The sequence below is a fragment of the Streptomyces sp. NPDC059454 genome (assembly GCF_042749965.1).
In the GTDB taxonomy this organism is placed as follows: Bacteria; Actinomycetota; Actinomycetes; order Streptomycetales; family Streptomycetaceae; genus Streptomyces.
Genome location: NZ_JBHYVC010000095.1, coordinates 1 through 18,565, shown reverse-complemented (window position 1 = coordinate 18,565; position 18,565 = coordinate 1). Strand labels below are relative to the sequence as shown.

Annotated in this window: 16 protein-coding genes and 1 pseudogene; 4 read left to right on the top strand and 13 right to left on the bottom strand. The window is 75.3% G+C overall.

Annotated elements, in window-relative coordinates:
• Positions 1-89 precede the first annotated feature (89 nt).
• From ACFXAE_RS34750 to ACFXAE_RS34710, 9 genes and pseudogenes are all read right to left on the bottom strand, one after another.
• Positions 90-1,184: a winged helix DNA-binding domain-containing protein gene (locus ACFXAE_RS34750; RefSeq protein ID WP_384723219.1), complete on the bottom strand. Its 1,095-nt coding sequence runs from the start codon at positions 1,182-1,184 to the stop codon at positions 90-92.
• Between the two features lie 44 nt (positions 1,185-1,228).
• Positions 1,229-1,732: pseudogene (locus tag ACFXAE_RS34745) on the bottom strand (glycosyltransferase family 2 protein); the annotation flags it as partial.
• The gene (locus ACFXAE_RS34740; protein WP_384723216.1) at positions 1,729-2,604 is read right to left on the bottom strand and encodes a glycosyltransferase family 2 protein; all 876 of its coding nucleotides are present in this window, start codon (positions 2,602-2,604) and stop codon (positions 1,729-1,731) included. The pseudogene ACFXAE_RS34745 and the gene ACFXAE_RS34740, both read right to left, overlap by 4 nt.
• The gene (locus ACFXAE_RS34735; protein WP_384723213.1) at positions 2,601-3,662 is read right to left on the bottom strand and encodes a glycosyltransferase family 9 protein; all 1,062 of its coding nucleotides are present in this window, start codon (positions 3,660-3,662) and stop codon (positions 2,601-2,603) included. The genes ACFXAE_RS34740 and ACFXAE_RS34735 overlap by 4 nt, the downstream gene beginning before the upstream one ends.
• A gap of 285 nt (positions 3,663-3,947) precedes the next feature.
• On the bottom strand, positions 3,948-5,165 hold the full coding sequence (locus ACFXAE_RS34730; RefSeq protein WP_384723210.1) for a glycosyltransferase: 1,218 nt from the start codon (positions 5,163-5,165) through the stop codon (positions 3,948-3,950).
• Complete coding sequence (locus tag ACFXAE_RS34725) at positions 5,162-6,112, bottom strand: glycosyltransferase (protein ID WP_384723207.1); 951 nt, start codon at positions 6,110-6,112, stop codon at positions 5,162-5,164. The genes ACFXAE_RS34730 and ACFXAE_RS34725 overlap by 4 nt, the downstream gene beginning before the upstream one ends.
• Positions 6,109-7,104 (bottom strand): glycosyltransferase family 9 protein, encoded by a 996-nt coding sequence (locus ACFXAE_RS34720; protein ID WP_384723204.1) that lies wholly within the window; start codon positions 7,102-7,104, stop codon positions 6,109-6,111. Before ACFXAE_RS34720 ends, ACFXAE_RS34725 begins: the two co-directional genes overlap by 4 nt.
• Complete coding sequence (locus tag ACFXAE_RS34715) at positions 7,101-7,721, bottom strand: D-glycero-alpha-D-manno-heptose-1,7-bisphosphate 7-phosphatase (protein ID WP_384723201.1); 621 nt, start codon at positions 7,719-7,721, stop codon at positions 7,101-7,103. Before ACFXAE_RS34715 ends, ACFXAE_RS34720 begins: the two co-directional genes overlap by 4 nt.
• Positions 7,718-8,725 (bottom strand): glycosyltransferase family 2 protein, encoded by a 1,008-nt coding sequence (locus ACFXAE_RS34710; protein WP_384723198.1) that lies wholly within the window; start codon positions 8,723-8,725, stop codon positions 7,718-7,720. The genes ACFXAE_RS34715 and ACFXAE_RS34710 overlap by 4 nt, the downstream gene beginning before the upstream one ends.
• Before the next feature lie 281 nt (positions 8,726-9,006).
• Between ACFXAE_RS34710 and ACFXAE_RS34705 the strand changes: the two genes are divergently transcribed.
• Both ACFXAE_RS34705 and ACFXAE_RS34700 read left to right on the top strand, forming a co-directional pair.
• Positions 9,007-9,783, top strand: coding sequence for a polysaccharide deacetylase family protein (locus ACFXAE_RS34705; RefSeq protein WP_384723195.1), 777 nt, complete (start codon positions 9,007-9,009; stop codon positions 9,781-9,783).
• An 85-nt stretch (positions 9,784-9,868) separates the two neighbouring features.
• A complete protein-coding gene (locus tag ACFXAE_RS34700) occupies positions 9,869-10,309 on the top strand; it encodes an SRPBCC family protein (protein ID WP_384723192.1) in 441 nt (146 codons plus the stop codon).
• Positions 10,310-10,323: 14 nt separating this feature from the next.
• Here the strand turns inward: ACFXAE_RS34700 and ACFXAE_RS34695 are convergent, their stop codons facing one another.
• From ACFXAE_RS34695 to ACFXAE_RS34680, 4 genes are all read right to left on the bottom strand, one after another.
• Positions 10,324-11,475 carry an XdhC family protein gene (locus tag ACFXAE_RS34695; protein ID WP_384723189.1) on the bottom strand — a complete coding sequence of 384 codons (1,152 nt, stop codon included), beginning with the start codon at positions 11,473-11,475 and terminating at the stop codon, positions 10,324-10,326.
• 66 nt (positions 11,476-11,541) lie between these two features.
• On the bottom strand, positions 11,542-13,962 hold the full coding sequence (locus tag ACFXAE_RS34690; protein WP_384723186.1) for a xanthine dehydrogenase family protein molybdopterin-binding subunit: 2,421 nt from the start codon (positions 13,960-13,962) through the stop codon (positions 11,542-11,544).
• 2 nt (positions 13,963-13,964) lie between these two features.
• On the bottom strand, positions 13,965-14,543 hold the full coding sequence (locus tag ACFXAE_RS34685) for a (2Fe-2S)-binding protein (RefSeq protein WP_384723183.1): 579 nt from the start codon (positions 14,541-14,543) through the stop codon (positions 13,965-13,967).
• Entirely contained in the window at positions 14,543-15,433 is an 891-nt protein-coding gene (locus tag ACFXAE_RS34680) for an FAD binding domain-containing protein (RefSeq protein ID WP_384723180.1), read from the bottom strand. The genes ACFXAE_RS34685 and ACFXAE_RS34680 overlap by 1 nt, the downstream gene beginning before the upstream one ends.
• A 344-nt stretch (positions 15,434-15,777) precedes the next feature.
• Here ACFXAE_RS34680 and ACFXAE_RS34675 point away from each other — a divergent pair, with 344 nt between their 5' ends.
• Complete coding sequence (locus tag ACFXAE_RS34675; RefSeq protein WP_384723177.1) at positions 15,778-17,451, top strand: PucR family transcriptional regulator; 1,674 nt, start codon at positions 15,778-15,780, stop codon at positions 17,449-17,451.
• A 145-nt stretch (positions 17,452-17,596) separates the two neighbouring features.
• Entirely contained in the window at positions 17,597-18,373 is a 777-nt protein-coding gene (locus tag ACFXAE_RS34670; RefSeq protein ID WP_384723174.1) for a hypothetical protein, read from the top strand.
• Positions 18,374-18,565 lie beyond the last annotated feature (192 nt).

The following is an 18,565-nucleotide window of genomic DNA, read 5'->3' as shown; positions in this document are numbered from 1 at the left end:
ATATCCCCCCCCCCCCGCCGCCGCCCAACCCCGGGGGGCGTGGGGGCACCCCCGGCCCCGCCCCCACCCCCCCCTCTCCATGCCCGCGTTCACCCCCGTACGGTCCCGAAGCGGATGTCGTGCGCCGTCCCCGGACGCATCACGCGGAGCATCCGCTCCCCCTCCGCGACGACCTCTGCCCGCTGTCGCCCGCCGAGCGGGCCGAACGGCTCGATGACGAGGGCGTCCTCGTCCAACCGCCACAGCCCCGCCAGGAACCCGTCGACGAGAAGGGTGCGGTGGGCGATGTTGCCCTGCCAGTGGCGGCCCCGGTACTCGGGCGGTACGACGCGGGTGCGGTCGGCGTGGGAGAGGAGCAGGTTGTCGAACTCGGGGAGGAAGCGCGGCGGGGCCGGGGTGTCCGGGTCCGGTCGGGGCGCGTCGGGGAGGTCGAAGAGCTCGACGCCGCCCTCGTCGCGGAAGGTGACGAGGTCCGGGCGGAGACGTTCGAAGGTCTCGCGCAGCCGGGTGAGGCCGGCCCAGGTCTGCATGTCCTTCACGGAGGCCGGTCCGAAGGCGGCGAGGTAGCGCAGCACGGTGGCGTCCGGCGTCGGCGCCGGCTCGGCGGGGCCGCCCAGCCAGTGCTCGGCGGTGGTGAGCGTGACCTGGCCGCTGCGGCCCCACAGTCCGCGCGGGGTGACCTGCACGAGGGGCAGCTTGCAGCGGGCGGCGACGGAGAGGGCCCCGGGGTCGGCGTCGGGCCACTGCTTCAGCAGGGCCTCGCGCAACTGCTTCATCGTGCGCGGTTCCGCCTCGACGAGTTCACGGGCCAGGGCGGCGAGCCGGTCCAGGTCGACGCCCGCGAGCCCTTTGCGGAACTGGGTCAGCTCGCGGTCGCGGGCGGGCTGCACCAGGGGCCGCAGGGTGAGGCAGTCGCGGGCGGTGTGGGTGTGGATGGTCGAGCGCAGGGTGACGAGGCGGGCGACCGCGCGGCCGGCCATCGGCCGGGACAGCGCCTCGGGCGTGAAGCCGTCGAGGCGGGCGGCGAGCGCGTAGTAGGGCGGCTTGACGTTCTGCGCCTGGAGGCCGATGAGGTGCCCGACCGCGTCCTCGGCGGACATCGGCGAGCGGCGCAGCAGCAGTTGCCGCTCGAGGGTGGCCCGGTTCAGCGCCCGCGTACCGAGCACCTGCTTCGTCGTCGTCATACCCACACGCTAGCGGCCATCGAGGACAGGTTCTGTCCTCGATGGCCGCCGGCGGTGCGGAAGGCGCCGGTGCGCAGGACGGTCGCGGCGGCGAGGAAGGAGCCGAGGGCGGGGCCGGGCAGCCAGGGCGGGCCGGGGACGGGCGATTCGCGCAGTTCGCGGACGACCGGGTCGTCGGTGCCGTCCGGTTCGACGATGATCCGCGCCGTGACCGAGCCGAGCGCGGAGTGCCGGTCGAGCAGGTCGGCGGCGCCGGCGAGGGAGCCGGGCGACCACCAGGAGTCGTCGTCGCAGAAGGCGACGTAGGGCGTACGGACGTCCCGTACGGCGAGATTGCGGCCGACGGCGCCGAGGTTGCGGCCGGGGCACAGCAGGCGGACGTCCGGGTGGTGGCGGGCGACGGCCTCCGCGGTGCCGTCGGTGGAGCCGTTGTCGGTGACGATCACCGGGGGTTCCTCGGGGAGTCCGGCGAGTTCGCCGAGGGTGCGCAGCAGTTCGGGGCGCCGGTTGTGGGTGATGACGACGACGGTCGTGCGGGGGTCGGTCACGCGGACGTCCTTTCCGGCTCCAGCAGGCGGGCGGCCCGCTCCACGTGCGGGGGCAGCGGCCTGCGCTCGCGCAGGGCCGCCGGCAGACGGGCGAGGGCCTCCCGCAGGGCGCGCCGGGCCTGGCCGTCGCCGCGTGCCTCGGCCGCGAGGGCTCCGGTGCGGGCGAGGGCGTACGGGACGGGGCGGCGCAGCCAGGCGGTCAGGACCGCGTTGCGGCGCTGGAGCGCCGGGCGGCCGGGGCGGGCCGCGGGGGCCGGGTGGTGGTGGGCGACGACGTCGGGGCAGTGGGTGACGCCCCAGCCGCGCGCGGCCAGGTCGTAGGCGAGCAGGGTCTCCTCGCCGCCGAAGAACAGCAGCCGGTGGAAGCCGCCCGCGTCGAGGTGGGCGTGCCGGCGGACGACGGCACCGCAGGCGAGGAAGCCGAGCACCTGGGTGCCGGGGAGATCGGTGGCCGGGCCGAGGGGGGAGCCGGCGAGGACGTCGTTGAGCGGGTCGGGATCCGCGCCCGGGCCGACGAGGGTGCGGGCGGCGATCAGGCCGAGCCGGGGATGGGCGTCGAACAGTCCGGCCGCCCGGCCGAGGGCCCCCGGCGCCCACCAGGAGTCGTCGTCGCTGAACGCCACGTACGGGGTGTCGAGGGCGCGGGCCCCGTGGTTGCGGGCGAGAGCGCCGTGGTTGACGGGCAGCGCCAGCACCCGCACCCCGTGGAAGTCCCGGGCGATCATGGCGCGGGTGCCGTCGGTGGAGGCGTTGTCGACGACGAGGATCTCGGGCCGCTCGGGCAGCCGGCGCAGCTGCCGGAGGGTGACGGCGAGCCGCTCGCGGCGGTCGCGGGTGGCGATGACGACGCCGAGGCGCGGGTGACCGGTCATGGCGTGGTCCCCCGTGTCGGGAGTCGGCCGAGGGCGTGCAGGACCTCGTCGGGGGTGATGCGCAGGAGGGCCGGGTCGGGGTGGTGGCCGTGGGGGTCGCCCTTCGGGCCGTGCCACAGGGGGATGTGGCGGGGGTGTGCGGGTGGGCCCCACTGGGTGGGCGGGACCGGGCCGAAGAGGGTGACCGTCGCGGTGGCGTGGGCGACCGCCAGGTGGGCGATGCCGGTGTCGCCGCTGACGACGGCGCGGGCGCCGGCGACGAGCGCGGAGAGCCGGTCGAAGGGCAGGCCGCCGGCGAGGACGTCGGTGTCGGGCAGCCGGGCCTCCTCGGCGAGCCGCGCCACCAGGTCGTCCTCGTCCGCTCCCCCGGTGACCACCACCCGCAGCCCGCGCTCGCGCAGGACCCCTGCGAGGGTCGCGTACCGCTCCACGGGCCAGCGGCGCGCGGGTGCTCCCGCGCCGGGGTGCAGGACGACGGCGCCGGGGGCGGGGGACGCGGCGTGCGGGCGGGGCAGCAGCAGGTCGGTGGGGTCGGCGTCGATGCCGTACGAGCGGAGCAGCCGGCACCAGCGGTCCCGTTCGTGTTCGTCCGCGCACCAGGGCGGGCCCTCGATCTCCGGTGTCCCGGGATGCGCGAACGCGAGCAGCCGCAGGGGGCGCAGGTCCCGCAGCAGGCGGTGGCTGGGCGGCCCGTTGCCGTGCAGGTCCACGGCGACGTCCGGGGGCGGGCCGGTCCAGTCGAGGGCGCGGGGTACGGCCCGCCCGGGCGCGGAGGCGGGCAGCACCCGGTCGACCGCTCCCGTGGCCGCGGCGACCGGCGCGAGCCCGGCGGGCGCCGCCAGCACGAGTTCGTGCCCGGGAAACCCCCGCCGCAGCGCCCGCAGCGCGGGTACCCCGGCGAGCAGATCACCGAGCCCGAGGGCGCGCAGGACCAGGAGCCGTGGCCGTGGGCCGGCGGCGTCCCGTCGTGCGGACGGGGCCGGCGCCGCGTCGGCACCTCCCGGGGCCGGCCCGGATCCGCGCCCCGGCGCCGGCCCGTGCTCCGCGGCCGTGGACACCCGTCCTTCACCCGGCCCGGCCGGGACCGGACCGTGCCCCGGCGGCCGGGCGGTGGCGCCGCGTCGCACGGACGGCACGGGGGCCGCACCGCCCGGCACGCCCCGCACCATGCCGGGCCCGTCGCCCCGCACCATGCCGGGCCCGTCGCCCGGCACCGGCCCGCGGTCCGGCGTCGGGGCCGGGCGTGCCGTTGTCGCGGCCGGGCGCCGGGAGTGCGGCGTGCGACGCCCGCGGGCCGTCGCGGAGCCGGCCGCCGTGTCCGGTCACGGGCGGGTGCGCGGTCATCAGGCCACCTCCTCCGGTGTCGTGTGTGCGGTCAGCACCTGCCGGTGGACGTCCTCGACACCGCCGGCGACGCGGTCCCAGGTGTAGTGGGCGAGCACGCGTGCGCGTCCGGCGGTGCCGTGGCGGCGGCGGAGCGCGTCGTCGGCGAGGAGTTCCCGCACGGCGGCGGCGACCGCGTCGGGGTCCTGCGCCGGGACCAGCCGGCCGGTGGTGCCGTCGGCGACGCTGTCGCGGTGGCCGCCGACGTCGGTGGCGACGACGGGGACACCGCACGCCATCGCCTCCAGCGGCACGATGCCGAACGGCTCGTAGACGGGGGTGCACAGCACCAGGTCGGCACTGCCGATGAGGGCGGGCGTGCCGGCCGGGTCGACCGCGCCGAGCAGCCGCACCCGGTCGGCGACGCCGGCGCGGTGCGCGAGGTGCCACAGCCGCCGGGCCTCCGGCTCGCGGGAGAGCCGTCCGGCCGCGGGACCGCCGGCGATGACGAGTTCGGTGTCCGGGAGCCTCGTCAGCGCGCGGACGGCCTGGTCGTAGCCCTTGCGGCGGACCAGCCGGCCGCAGGCGAACAGCCGGTGGCGTGCGCGGCGCGGCGGTACGGCCGTGCCGTCGGCGCCGGGACGGAAGTGGCCGGCGTCCACGCCGCACGGCACCACCGAAACGTGCTGCCCGGGCACCCCCATGCGGGCGAGTTCGCGCACCTCGTCGGTGCAGGTCGCCAGGACGTGTGCGCAGGTGCGGCCGATGTGCCGTTCGGCGCCGAGGCGTTCGGGCGGGCTGGTGTCCCGCCGGCCCTGGTGGCGGCGCTTGACGGTGCCCAGGGCGTGGAACGTCTGCACGACCGGGATGCCGTACGGACGCGCGCCGAGCTGGGCGGCCAGGCCGGACATCCAGAAGTGGGCGTGCACGACGTCCGGCCGGTCCCGGCGCCAGGCCCGGGCGAGGTACGCGCCGAACGCGGGCATGTGGGGCAGCAGTTCGTCCTTGGGCAGGGACTCGGCCGGTCCGGCGGGCACGTGCTCGACGACCGCGCCGCCGGGCAGCGGCACCCGGTCGGGCGGGCCGGCCGCGTCACGGCGGGTGTACACCGTGACGTGGTGGCCGCGCCGGGCCAGTTCCTCGCCGAGCCTTGCCACGTACACGTTCTGGCCGCCCGCGTCGACGCCGCCGGGCGCGGCGAGCGGGCTGGCGTGCTCGGACACCATGGCGATCCTCATCGGGTCACCTCCTTCAGCAGCCGCTCCCAGTCGTCCAGGAAGCGGGACAGCCCGTGGCGGGCGAGCGCCGCCGCCCGTGCGCGCTCACCGGTGCGGCGGGCGTGCGGCGGGTCGGCGACGAAGTCCCGTACGGCTTCGGTCAGTACGTCGATCCGGTTGGAGACCACCCCGGCACCGGGCGGTACCGCCTCGGTGACCTCGGTGGTGGCGAGCGCGACCACGGGCATGCCCAGGTGCATCGCCTCCAGCAGGGACAGGCCGAGGGAGGTCCAGCGCACGGGGTGGACGTAGACCCGGCGGCGGGCCAGCGCCGCGTGCAGGTCCGCCTGCGTCAGTTCGTGCGAGCGGCAGCGCCCGGGGGGCAGACCGAGGTGGCCGGCGAGGCCGTCGGTCCTCATGCCGAACACGTCGAGGGGCGCTGCGTCGGCGAAGGCCGGCAGCAGGTCGGTGCCGGTGGTACGGCCGCGCCGCACCGGCTCGTTGACGACGACGGCGGCGTGCGGCAGCTCACCGGTCCACAGCGGTCCGGGATCGACGATGCCGTGCTCGATGACGGTGGTCTCGGTACTCCCGGCGTCCCACATCAGGCGGTTGAAGTGGGTGACGTGGACCAGGGTGACGCCGGGGATGTCCGCCGCCGGGTGGCGGGTGTCGGGCACATCGCCGTGCGGGGCGTTGTGTTCGAGGTGGATCAGCGGCGGGCGGCGGCCCAGCCACCGGTCGACGAGGGCGAGTTCGTGCGGCCGCTGCAGGACGACGACGTCGATGTCCTGCTCGCTCAGGCGCTCCGGGGGCACCTCGACGACCGAGTCGGGCCAGTCGAAGGTACGGGCGCGGCCGAGCCCGTCGGGTCCGCGGTCCGGGGTGACGGGGACGACGTAGGTGTGCGGGCCCTGCACGAAGGCCGTGGTCCACGACCCGTGCACATGCCACAGCAGGATCCTCATGTCGCCTCCACGAGCTTGTCGACCGCCGCGACCACGTCGAGCGCGGTCACGGTGTCCAGGCAGGGATGCCCGGGTACGGGGCAGCGCCGGGCGCGCGTGCCGGCGCAGGGTGCGTCCTGGTCGCCGAGCAGCACGTACGGCACCCCGTACGGCCGCCAGCGCCCGGCGGGGACGACCGGCGCGAACAGGGACACCACCGGGGTGTCGACGGCGGCGGCGAGATGGGCGGGACCGGTGTTGCCGGTGACCACGCAGGCGGCCCCGGCGAGCACTCCGGCGAGTTCGGCGGCCCCGGTGCGGCCGCCGAGGTCGACGGCCCGGTCGCCGGCGACGTACGCGGTCAGGTCCCGCTCCCCCGTGCCGCCGGTGACGGCCACCCGGCGTCCGGCGGTGGCGAGTTCGCGCACCGCCTGCGCGCAGCGGTCGGGGCTCCAGGCGCGGGCGGGCACGCTGGCGCCCGGGTGGACGACGACGTACTCCCCTTCCCCGAAGCCGGTCAGCGCGCCGGTCGCGGGCGGCGGGAGCACCCGCAGCCTCCCGTCGTCGACCCGGGGGAAACCGGCGGCCTCGGCGAGGTCCAGTGCGGCCTCGGCCTCGTGGGCGTGGGGGGCGCGGTGGTGGCGTACGTCGAGGAGGGAGCCCGGGTAGTCCTCGCTGTCGGCGGCGATGCGGCGGACACCGGCCAGGCGCAGCAGCAGGGCGGTGGGCAGCGGGGACTGGTGGAAGGAGGTGAGGATCAGCGCGGTGTCGGCGTCCACGGAGCCGACGACGGCGTCGATCGTCTCCCGGGTGGCCTCGGGCGGCTGGAACCCGGTCCACGGCGAGTCCCAGACGAGCACCTCGTCCACCCCGGGCAGCAGCCGCGCGGCGGGCGCCCCGTGCGGCCCGCACAGCAGCGTGACGTGGTCGGCCCGGGCGGCGACGGCCCGCACGGCGGGGCCGGCGAGCAGCACGTCGCCGAAGCTGTCGAGCCGGGTGACGAGAGCTTTCACACGGTCCTCCCCCGCGGAGGGCGCTCCGCGCCGGGGACGGGGCCGGCCGGGGGGCCTTCCGCGGCCGGCCCGGCGGCGGACGCGGTGCCGGCCCACGACGGGGTGGTCAGGAGCAGCCGTACCGCTGTCGGGAGGTCCGGGGCCACATGGGGTGCGGTGGAGGTCTCCTCGGGGCGGGTCTGCGGCGTGGGGACGAGGATGGCGAGGGCACCGGCTCTGCGGGCGGCCTCCACGTCGGCGCCGATGTCGCCGATGACGGCGCAGTCGGCCGGGTCCGTGCGGATGCGGCCGGCGGCCCGGAGGATCATGCCCGGCCGGGGTTTGCGGCAGTGGCAGCCGTCGTCGGGGCCGTGCGGACACATGGCCCAGACGTCGAAGGGGCCGAGGAGTTCGTCGACGCGCCGGTTGACGCGGCGGGCGTCGGCCTCGGTGAGCAGTCCGCGCGCGATGCCGGACTGGTTGGTGACGACGCCGGTACGGATGCCGCGGGCACGGAGCGCGTGGAGCGCCTCGCGGGCGCCGTCGACGGGCCGTACCAGGTCGGGGTCGGCGTTGTAGGGGACGTCGTGGACCAGTGTGCCGTCGCGGTCGAACAGCACCGCCCGCACCGGGCTCATCGGGCCACCTCCTGCCAGGCCGGGGCGTTGCGGTGGCGCCAGGCCCCGGCCAGCCGGTGCCAGGTCGCGGCGGGCGGGATGACGACGCTGGTGGCCAGCATGGTCGTCACCTCGTCGCGGGTGCGCGGCCCGGGCACGATGCGGGCGCGGGCGAACTCGGCGGTCCCGGCGGCCCAGCCGAGCGCGCAGGCGGTGGCCGCCCGGCGGTGCCCGGCGGCGGCGAGGGCGCAGGCGGCGGCACCGGCGGCGGTGACGGCGGCGTGCCGGCGGATCCGGCCGCGCGGCGCGACCGCCTTGTCCCACCAGTCGGGGCCGTGCAGGCGCCGCATCAGGGCGTCGTCGGCGTTGCCGCGCTGCTGCCTCACCGACGCCCAGCGGGAGGCGGAGCGCACCGGGTGCAGCGTGGTGCGGTGGCCCCTGCGGATGCGCCAGCCGGCGTCGAGGAGGCGCAGTGCGAGGTCCGCGTCCTCGCGGAAGGCGCGGGGGAAGCGTTCGTCGAAACCGCCGACCTGCCGGAGGGCCTCGGTGCGGTAGGCCATGTCGGCGGTGATCCAGCGCGCCCGGGCGAGTCCGGCGGTGCCGCGTTCCCGGTCGGTGGGCCGGCGCCCGTCGGGCAGCGGCACGGTGATGTCGCCCTGGACACCGGCGGTGTCGGGGGACGCCTCCTCCAGGTCCCGGACGAGCTGCGCGCACCAGTGCGGCCCCACCTGGACGTCGTCGTCGAGGAAGGCGACCCAGGGCGCGGTGACGGTGCGCAGCCCGAGGTTGCGCGCGGCGGCGGGCCCCCGGCCGCCGCCGGTGGCGACGGTGGTGGTGCGTTCGCGCAGGTCACCGAGGACGGTCAGCGCGTGGGCCGACGCGTCGGGCGCGGGATCGGGGTCGGGCCGGTCGTCGACGAGGACGATCTCGTCGGGGCGCGGCCCGCGCGCCGCGGCCAGCGCGGCGAGGCAGTCGGCGAGGGTGTCCCGCAGCAGGGTGGGGATCACGACGGCGTACGACGTCATCCGAACGCCCTCTTCCGGGCCCTGGTACCGAGGATGCGCATCGGGGCTGTGCTCCGTCCCTCTGAGGCGTGGGGCTACTACCGGGACGCGGGTGCCGCATTCGCGGTCGTATCAAACACTTGAACACAGCTTGCCCCATGTGCACGCCTTGGGTGCTTTTCCGTGCCACCCCAGGGGTGACCACCCGGTGCGCGACGCCCCCCACTCCGCGGATTCGCCCGGCCAAGGGCGCGCGAAACGGACTATACATACCATGTATAGACAGTATGTATAGTCCGCCCATGCCTTCTCCGACCAAGAAGACGAAGAAAACGGGGACCTCGTTCCGGGCGGCGGCGGTCACGGCCGCGGCCACGGCTCTGACGCTGGCGCTGACCGGCTGCGCGCGGCTGGAGACGACCGCTCCCAGCGCCGTCCGCGCCACCGACGTCCAGGCCCGCTTCGGCACCGTCGACTGCCGCAAGGCCAAGTGCATCGCGCTCACCTTCGACGCGGGCCCGAGCGAGCACTCCGCGCGGCTGCTGGACCTCCTGAAGGAGGAACAGGTCCCGGCGACCTTCTTCCTGCTGGGCAGGCGGCACATCGAGCGGTACCCGGAGCTGGTCCGGCGGATGGCCGACGAGGGGCACGAAGTGGCCAACCACACCTGGACCCACCGCCGCCTGACGGAGCTGGAGCCGGACGGGATACGCGAGGAGCTCGAGCGCACCGACGAGGAGATAGAACGCCTCACCGGCCGCCGTCCCACCCTCATGCGCCCGCCGCAGGGCCGCACCGACGACACGGTGCACGGCATCAGCCGCGAGCTGGGCCTGTCGGAGGTGCTGTGGAGCGTGACCGCGAAGGACTACACGACCACCGACTCCGGCCTCATCACCCGCCGCGTCCTCGCCAAGGCCTCACGCGACGGCATCATCCTGCTCCACGACCTCTACGACGGCACGGTCCCGGCCGTCCCCGGCATCATCACCGAGCTGAAGAAGCGGGGCTACGTGTTCGTGACGGTTCCTCAGCTGCTGGCCCCGGGGAAGGCGGAGCCGGGGAAGGTGTACCGCTAGCACCGGTACCACCGGGGACTGGGCCGGGCGGGTGACCCGTACCCGGACGTGCCGACGCGTGAACCGTGTTTCCTAGGATTCCTCCGTGGCCACCTTCCAGCTCCAGCGCACCGCGCCCCTCTCCCCCGACGAGGCCTGGCGCCGACTCACGACGTGGCCCCGCCACGGAGAGGTGGTCCCGCTGACCCGGATGACGGTGACCACTCCCCCGCCCGCCGGCGAGGGCACGAGGGTCGTCGCCCGCACGGGCCTCGGCCCGCTCTCCTTCGACGACCCGATGGACGTGACGGTGTGGCAGCCCCCGGAGGACGGCTCCCCGGGGTACTGCCGTCTGGAGAAACGCGGCCGTGTCGTCACCGGCTGGGCGGAGATCGAGGTGCGGCCGGGGCCCGGCGGCCGGGCGCGGGTGATCTGGCGGGAGGACATCCGGGTCCGCTTCCTGCCCTCCTTCTGCGACGCGGTACTGGCACGGGCGGGCCGCCGGGTGTTCGGACGGGCGGTGAACCGCCTGCTGCGGCAGGCGTGACGGCTCCGGGGCGCTCAGGCCGCCGACCCGGCCGGGCCCACCGGGCCGGACGCGCCGCCGTGGTGGATCGGGGTGCGGGCCCCGGCGAGGGGCACGCCGCTGCCGCCGCGCCGGCTCGCGACGATCTCCGCCGCGATGGACAGCGCCGTCTCCTCCGGTGTGCGGGCGCCCAGGTCCAGGCCGATCGGTGACCGCAGGCGGGCCAGCTCCGGGTCACTCACGCCGGCCTCGCGCAGCCGGGCGTCGCGGTCCAGGTGGGTGCGGCGGGATCCCATGGCGCCGACGTACGCCACCGGCAGCCGCAGCGCCAGCTTCAGCAGCGGTACGTCGAACTTCGCGTCGTGGGTCAGGACGCACAGCACCGTGCGCGCGTCGACGGGCGTGCGCTCCAGGTAGGCGTGCGGCCACTCGACGACGATCTCGTCGGCCTCGGGGAAGCGGGCGCGCGTGGCGAAGACGGGCCGCGCGTCGCACACCGTGACGTGGTGGCCGAGGAACTTGCCGACCCGCACCAGTGCCGACGCGAAGTCGATCGCGCCGAAGACGATCATCCGGGGCGGGGGGACGGAGCACTCGACCAGCAGGGTGAGCGGTGCTCCGCACCGCGAGCCCCGCTCTCCGATCTCCAGGGTGCCGGTGCGGCCGGCGTCCAGGAAGGCACCCGCCTCGGCGGCGACCGTGCGGTCCAGCTCCGGACGGTCGCCGAAGCCGCCCTCGTACGAGCCGTCCGGGCGGACCGCCAGCGCGCGGCCCGTCAGCTCCGCCGGGCCCTTCACGATCCGTGCCACCGCCGCCGCCTCCCCCCGCGCGGCGGCGGCGAGCGCGGAGGCGAGCACCGGGCGTGCGGGGTCCGCCGCCCGTACCGGCGTGACCAGGACGTCGATGATCCCGCCGCAGGTCAGGCCCACGGCTAAGGCGTCCTCGTCGCTGTGGCCGAAGCGTTCCAGGACGGTGGCGCCGTCCCTCAGCGCCTGCTCGCACAGTGCGTACACCGCGCCCTCCACGCAACCGCCGGAAACCGAGCCGACGGCCGTCCCTCCGGCGTCGACCGCGAGCGCGGCGCCGGGTGGGCGGGGCGCGCTGCCGCCGGTCGCCACCACGGTGGCGACCGCGAAGTCACGGCCCTGCCCGACCCACCGGTTCAGCTCCTCGGCGATGTCCAGCATGTCTGGGTCTCCTCGGCTGTGGTTGCGCGGACGGTGGAGGCACGACTGCCCGCGGCGGCGGGCCTGTCACCCGGTCCCCGTGAGGTGTTCCGGGCGTACTGGTGTCCTGTTCAGTTCCAGGCCCGTCGCGTCGCGGACGGCCGCGAGGACCGCCGGGGTCGAGGAGAGGGTGGGGGCCTCGCCCACGCCGCGCAGGCCGTAGGGGGCGTGGTCGTCGGCGAGTTCGAGCACGTCGACGGGGATGGCCGGGGTGTCGAGGATGGTGGGGATGAGGTAGTCCGTGAAGGACGGGTTGCGCACCTTCGCGGTCCTCGGGTCGACGACGATCTCCTCCATGAGCGCCACGCCCAGGCCCTGGGTGGTGCCGCCCTGGATCTGGCCGATGACGGACAGCGGGTTGAGCGCCTTGCCGACGTCCTGCGCGCAGGCCAGTTCGACGACCTTCACCAGGCCGAGTTCGGTGTCGACCTCGACCACGGCCCGGTGCGCGGCGAAGGAGTACTGGACGTGGCCGTTGCCCTGTCCGGTGCGCGGGTCGAAGGGCTCGGTCGGCCGGTGCCGCCACTCCTCCTCGACCTCGACGGCCTCGTCGCCGAGGACGTCCGCCAGGTCGGCGAGCACCTCGCCGCCGTCGGTGACGACCTTGCCGTCCTCCAGCAGGAGTCCGGCACTCGCCCAGGCCGGATGGTACGAGCCGAACCTGCGCCGGCCGAGCTCCAGCACCTTCTCGCGGACCAGCTCGCAGGCGTGTCTGACCGCTCCGCCGGTGACATACGTCTGCCGGGAGGCGGACGTCGAACCGGCCGAGCCCACTTGAGTGTTCGCCGGGTGGATGGTGACCTGACCGACGCCCAGCTCGGTGCGGGCGATCTGCGCGTGGACGGTGACGCCGCCCTGGCCGACCTCCGCCATCGCGGTGTGCACGGTGACGACCGGCTCGCCGCCGGCCACCTCCATGCGGACCCGGGCGGTGGAGTAGTCGTCGAAGCCCTCGGAGAAACCGACGTTCTTGATGCCGACGGCGTAGCCGATGCCGCGGACGACGCCCTCGCCGTGCGTGGTGTTGGACAGGCCACCCGGCAGCCGGCGCACGTCCGCGCCCTCGCCGGACTCCCACTGGCGCTCCGGCGGCATGGGCATCGCCTTGACGCGGCGCAGGAGTTCGGCGACCGGTGCCGGGGAGTCGACGGGCTGTCCGGTGGGCATGAGCGCGCCCTGCTCCATGGCGTTGAGCTGCCTCAGTTCCACCGGGTCCATGCCGAGCCTCGCCGCCAGTTTGTCCATCTGCGCCTCGTAGGCGAAGCACGCCTGGACCGCGCCGAAGCCGCGCATGGCGCCGCAGGGCGGGTTGTTGGTGTAGAGGGCGAGGGCCTCGATGTCGACGTCGTCGACGACGTACGGTCCGATGCCGAGCGAGGCGGCGTTGCCGACCACGGCCGGGGAGGCGGAGGCGTACGCGCCGCCGTCGAGGACGATGCGGCACTTGACGTGGGTCAGCCTGCCGTCCGCCGTGGCGCCGTGCTCGTAGGACAGCTTGGCCGGGTGGCGGTGGACGTGGCCGAAGAAGGACTCGAAGCGGTTGTAGACGATCTTGACGGGTTTGCCGGTGCGCAGGGCCAGCAGGCAGGCGTGGATCTGCATCGACAGGTCCTCACGGCCGCCGAACGCGCCGCCGACGCCGGCCAGCGTCATCCGTACCTTGTCCTCGGGCAGGCCGAGCACGGGCGCGATCTGGCGCAGGTCGGAGTGGAGCCACTGGGTGGCGATGTAGAGGTGGACGCCGCCGTCCTCCTCGGGGACCGCGAGGCCGGACTCGGGGCCGAGGAAGGCCTGGTCCTGCATACCGAAGGTGTACTCGCCCTCGACGATCACGTCCGCGCGGCGCCGGGCCGCGTCGACGTCGCCGCGCACGATGGGCTGGCGGTGGACGACGTTGGGGTGCGGGACGTGGCCGCTGACGGGGGTCCCTCCGGTCGGACGAAGCTGAGGCTGGGGGAGGTCGTCACGGTGGTCATGGACGAGGACCGCGTCCGGAGCGAGCGCGGAGGCCTCGTCGGTGACGACGGGGAGCTCGCGGTAGCCGACCTTGATCCTGGCGGCGGCGCGGCGGGCGGTCTCCGGGTGGTCGGCGGCGACGATCGCGACCGGTTCGCCGTGGTGGCGGACCTTGCCGTGCGCGAGGACGGGGGTGTCCTGGATCTCCAGGCCGTAGTTCTTCACGTCGGTGGGCAGGTCGTCGTACGTCATCACGGCGTGGACGCCCGGGGTGGCCAGGGCCTCGCTCGTGTCGATCGACACGATCTCGGCGTGCGCGACGGTGGAGCGCAGGATGTGGCCCCACACCATGTCCTCGTGCCACATGTCGGAGGAGTACGCGAACTCGCCGGTGACCTTGAGGGTGCCGTCCGGGCGGAGGGTGGACTCGCCGATGCCGCCCCTGGTCCCCGAGCCCTGCGCGATCGTGGTGGAAACACCGTTCGTGGGCATGCTCAGACCCCCTCGGACCGGCGGGCGGCCGCCAGGCGGACCGCGTCCATGATCTTCTCGTAGCCGGTGCAGCGGCACAGGTTGCCCGACAGGGCCTCGCGGATGTCCGCGTCGGTCGGGTCGGGACTGCGCTCCAGCATCTCGTCGGCGGCGACCAGCAGGCCCGGGGTGCAGAAACCGCACTGGACGGCACCGGCGTCGATGAACGCCTGCTGGATCGGGGAGAGCTCGGTGCCCTCGCCGGTCTGCGAGTCGGTGCCCTGGGCCCGCCACCCCTTGGCCTCGTCCGGCGAGGTGCCGCATGCGCCGGTGCCGGTGCCGCGGGAACGCCGCCGGGCGAAGTCCGCCAGGCCCTCCACGGTGACGACCTCGCGGCCCTCGGCCTGACCGGCGGCGACGAGACAGGAGCACACGGGCACGCCGTCGAGCCGCACGGTGCACGATCCGCATTCGCCCTGCTCGCAGGCGTTCTTGGAGCCCGGCAGGCCCAGCCGCTCGCGCAGTACGTACAGCAGGGACTCGCCCTCCCAGACGTCGTCGGCTTCCTGGGGGCGTCCGTTGACGGTGATGTTGAGTCGCATCACGCGGCTCCCTCGGTGGTGCGGTGGGCGCCGCGGTACGACTCCCAGGTCCAGGTCAGGGTGCGGCGGGCCATGACACCGACCGCGTGCCGGCGGTAGCCCGCGGTGCCCCGCACGTCGTCGATCGGGTTGCAGGCGGCGGCGCACAGGCCGGCGAACCGCTTCGCGACGGAGGGGGTGATGACCTTCCCGTTGTCCCAGAAGCCGCCCTCCTCCAGCGCCGCGTTCAGGAACTCCTCGGCGGTCCGGGCCCGGACGGGCGTCGGGGCGGCCGAACCGATGCCCGTCCGCACCGTCCGCGTCCCGGGGTGCAGGGCGATCCCGAAGGCGCACACGGCGATGACCATGGCGTTGCGGGTACCGACCTTGGAGTACTGCTGCGGTCCTTCGGCCTTCTTGATGTGGACGGCGCGGATCAGCTCGTCGGGCGCCAGCGCGTTGCGCTTCACACCGGTGTAGAACGCGTCGATCGGGATGCGCCGTGATCCCCGCACCGACTCGGCCTCGACCTCGGCGCCGGCGGCGAGCAGCGCCGGGTGGGCGTCGCCGGCCGGGGAGGCGGTCCCGAGGTTGCCGCCGACGCCGCCGCGGTTACGGATCTGCGGGGAGGCGACCGTGTGGGAGGCGAGGGCGAGGCCCGGCAGCTCGGCGCGCAGGTGCTCCATGATCCGCGCGTACGGGACGGAGGCGCCGAGTCGTACGCTGTCCTCGCCGACCTCCCACTCGTACAGGTCGCCGACGCGGTTCAGGTCCATGAGGTACTCGGGCCGGCGGTGGTCGAAGTTGATCTCGACCATCACGTCGGTGCCACCCGCGATCGGCACAGCGGCGGGGTGCTCGGCCTTCGCGGCGAGCGCCTCCTCCCAGCTGGCGGGGCGAAGGAAGTCCATGACCGGCTCTCTTCTTCCTCTCGTGGGGCGTACAGATCGAGCCGCTCCGTGTGCGGCGGGCCCGGCTCGTCCCTGTGCGGTTCACTCGGAGTGCGGCCAGTACACCGCCGTGTTCTCCGCGGGGGTCAGTCACGGAAACCATGAAGGAGTTGGCTGGCCAGCGAGGGCATCTTGTAGATTCGTATGAACGGAGGTCCTCTGCAACCTCCCCACCTTCCTCCGGGAACAGGGGACACGGTCCATCACACGGTCGACACCGCTGATCAGCCACCCGACGGGCTCTTTCCGGAAGTCCCCTCCATGGTCCATCGCGGGTATCGAGACAAGAAACGACGGAGACGAGAATGCGGCTGCGCGCACTGCTGGACACCGACGCGCTGGGCCTGAAGCTGCTCGGCGGCGCGGACGAGCTGGAACGCGGTGTGCGCGGGGTGATGACCACCGACCTGAGAGACCCCAGCCGCTACCTCTCCGGCGGGGAACTGGTGCTCACGGGCCTGGCCTGGCGTCGGGACGCGGCGGACTCCGAGCCGTTCGTACGGATCCTGGCGCAGGCCGGGGTGGCCGCCGTCGCGGCCGGCACGGCGGAGCTGGGCGACGTGCCGGACGACCTGGTGGTGGCCTGCGCGCGGCACCGGCTGCCGCTGTTCGCGGTGCACGAGTCGGTGGCCTTCGCGGCCATCACCGAGCACGTGGTGCGGCAGGTGTCGGGCGAGCGCGCCGGCGACCTGGCGGCCGTGGTGGACCGGCACCGGCGGATGATGACCTCCGGCCCGGCGGGCGGCGGCCCGGAGGTCGTGCTCGACCTGCTGGGCTCGGACCTGGACCTGCGGGCGTGGGTGCTCTCGCCCACCGGCCGGCTGATCGCCGGGTCGAAGGCGGCGGGCCCGTCACTGCCCGCCGACGTGTGCGCGCAGCTCGCCGCGGAGCAGCTGGCGGCCACCCGCACCGGCCGGCGCGGCCCGCACCGGGTCACGCAGGGCCGGACGACGTACAGCCTCTTCCCGGTGCGCGGCAGCGGGCGTTCCGCGCCGGCCTCGCACGACGTGCGCGAGACGGTGCTGTCGGACTGGGTCCTGGCGGTCGAGGCGGACGCCGGGGACTGGGCCGAGGAGCGGCTGGATCTGCTGCACGGCGTCACCCAGCTGATCGCCGTCGAGCGGGACCGCAGGAACGCGGCGCGCGCGGTGCGGCGCCGGCTCGCGCAGGAGGTGCTGGAGCTGGTGCAGACGGGCGCCGCGCCCGCCGAGATCGCGGCGCGGCTGCGGGTGGCCGCGCCGGTGCTGCTGCCCGGGCTCGGGACCGCGCCGCACTGGCAGGTCGTGGTGGCCCGCGTCGACTGGGACGGCGGGGAGGTCGACGGCGGGCCGGTGGCCCAGACGCTGCTGGAGGAGATCCTGGTCGACCCGGCGTCGACGGGACCCGAGCACTCCGACCGCATCGCGGTCGCCCACACCGGCGACGAGGCGATCGCCCTCGTACCGCTGCCCGCGGTGACCGGCGAGCACGACGACCCCGGTACCGGCGTCCTCGCCGACGCGCTCCTCGCGGCCGTACGCGATCCGCTCACGGCCGGGCTCGACGGCGACGGCCGGCTCACCCTCGGCGTCTCCGCCGCCGTGCACTCCGCGGAGGGGCTGCACGGGGCGCTGGAGGAGGCACGGCACGCCCGGCGCGTGGCCGCGGCCCGCCAGGGCCGGGTCTGCGCGGCCGGCCACCAGGAGCTCGCCTCGCACGTCCTGCTGCTCCCCTTCGTCCCCGACGACGTACGGCGCGCCTTCACGGCCCGGCTGCTCGACCCGCTGCGGGACTACGACCGCCGGCACCGCGCCGAGCTGATCCCCACCCTGGAGGCGTTCCTCGACTGCGACGGCTCCTGGACCCGCTGCGCGTCCCGTCTCCACCTGCACGTCAACACGCTGCGCTACCGTGTCGGCCGCATCGAACAGCTGACGGGCCGGGACCTGTCCCGCCTGGAGGACAAGCTGGACTTCTTCCTCGCGCTGCGGATGAGCTGAACCCGTCCGGACGCGGGCGCGCGATTCGGGCCCGCGATCCAGGACTTTGTGAAATCCTTCACCCACCCTCTTGGCCGGGCCCGGTGGTTCGTGCTGAGATGCGGCCACCACTCAACAGCTCGATGGCGTGCTCGGGGAGGGCAACGTGGCGCATACCGCCATGTCCGGTGACGGAACGACCGCCGATGGCGATCCCCTCCAGACGGCGGTGTGGCGGTTGCGCTCCCGCGCCTGCTGGGCCGACGCCGCCGCCCTGCTCGAACCGGTCGGCCCGGACGCGGCGCTGCAGCGGGCGTCGCTGCTGGTGGAGCGGTGCCTGTACACCGAGGCGGGGTGGGAGGAGGCCGAGGACGCGCTGCGTACGGCCGAGGCGCTGGCGCACAGCGACGACGAGCGGGGGGCCGCCGCTTGTGAGCGCGGGTGCTTGGCCTACGCCGCCACGCTGTTCCAGGTCCGCGACCGTGCCGACGAGGCGCGGGCCGCGCTCGGCCGGGCGGCGGCGCTGATCGCGCCGGGCGCGGCGGGCCGGGCGCTGCTGGACTTCCGGCGCGGGCTGATCGCCGAGAACCTCACCCGGTCGCCGCAGGCGGCACGGGCCGCGTACCGGCGCGCCCACGCGGGCGCCACCGCGCACGCCGACCCGCTGCTGCTCTCGGCCACCTGGCGCCACCTGGCCGGACTCGCCCTGCGTGACGGCGAGTTGGCGGATGCCCGGCACGGCTTCGCCGAATCCCTGCGCATCCGCGAGGAGTTGGGTTACCTCGTCGGCACGGCCCCGGCCCTGGTCTCCCTGGCCGAGACGGAGACCGAACCGGAGGCCTCCCGCCTCCGCGAGGAGGCCCGCCGCCTCTTCCGCCTCCTGGGCGGCGTCCCCACCTGGCTGGCCCGCCAACTGGCGCCACCAGGGGCGGCGACGGCGTAGGAATGTCGCCCCCGCCGCCCCTTCCCGTCCCTGAGGGCTGCGCCCCCAGCCCCCCTTCGGCCCTGAACGGGCCTCGTCCTCAAACGCCGGACGGGCCGACTTCCAGCCCCTCCGGCGGTTGAGGAGCGGGGGTGCGGGGGCGGCGCCCCCCGCGGCGGGACGGGTCGGGGGCCCGCGCGTAAAAGATAAAAC

Excerpts from the sequence above, each read along its gene's own strand:
- ACFXAE_RS34750 (WP_384723219.1), bottom strand. The coding sequence starts at position 1,184 with ATGACGACGACGAAGCAGGTGCTCGGTACGCGGGCGCTGAACCGGGCC.
- ACFXAE_RS34740 (WP_384723216.1), bottom strand. The coding sequence starts at position 2,604 with ATGACCGGTCACCCGCGCCTCGGCGTCGTCATCGCCACCCGCGACCGC.
- ACFXAE_RS34730 (WP_384723210.1), bottom strand. The coding sequence starts at position 5,165 with ATGAGGATCGCCATGGTGTCCGAGCACGCCAGCCCGCTCGCCGCGCCC.
- ACFXAE_RS34725 (WP_384723207.1), bottom strand. The coding sequence starts at position 6,112 with ATGAGGATCCTGCTGTGGCATGTGCACGGGTCGTGGACCACGGCCTTC.
- ACFXAE_RS34715 (WP_384723201.1), bottom strand. The coding sequence starts at position 7,721 with ATGAGCCCGGTGCGGGCGGTGCTGTTCGACCGCGACGGCACACTGGTC.
- ACFXAE_RS34710 (WP_384723198.1), bottom strand. The coding sequence starts at position 8,725 with ATGACGTCGTACGCCGTCGTGATCCCCACCCTGCTGCGGGACACCCTC.
- ACFXAE_RS34705 (WP_384723195.1), top strand. The coding sequence starts at position 9,007 with ATGCCTTCTCCGACCAAGAAGACGAAGAAAACGGGGACCTCGTTCCGG.
- ACFXAE_RS34695 (WP_384723189.1), bottom strand. The coding sequence starts at position 11,475 with ATGCTGGACATCGCCGAGGAGCTGAACCGGTGGGTCGGGCAGGGCCGT.
- ACFXAE_RS34690 (WP_384723186.1), bottom strand. The coding sequence starts at position 13,962 with ATGCCCACGAACGGTGTTTCCACCACGATCGCGCAGGGCTCGGGGACC.
- ACFXAE_RS34685 (WP_384723183.1), bottom strand. The coding sequence starts at position 14,543 with ATGCGACTCAACATCACCGTCAACGGACGCCCCCAGGAAGCCGACGAC.
- ACFXAE_RS34680 (WP_384723180.1), bottom strand. The coding sequence starts at position 15,433 with ATGGACTTCCTTCGCCCCGCCAGCTGGGAGGAGGCGCTCGCCGCGAAG.
- ACFXAE_RS34675 (WP_384723177.1), top strand. The coding sequence starts at position 15,778 with ATGCGGCTGCGCGCACTGCTGGACACCGACGCGCTGGGCCTGAAGCTG.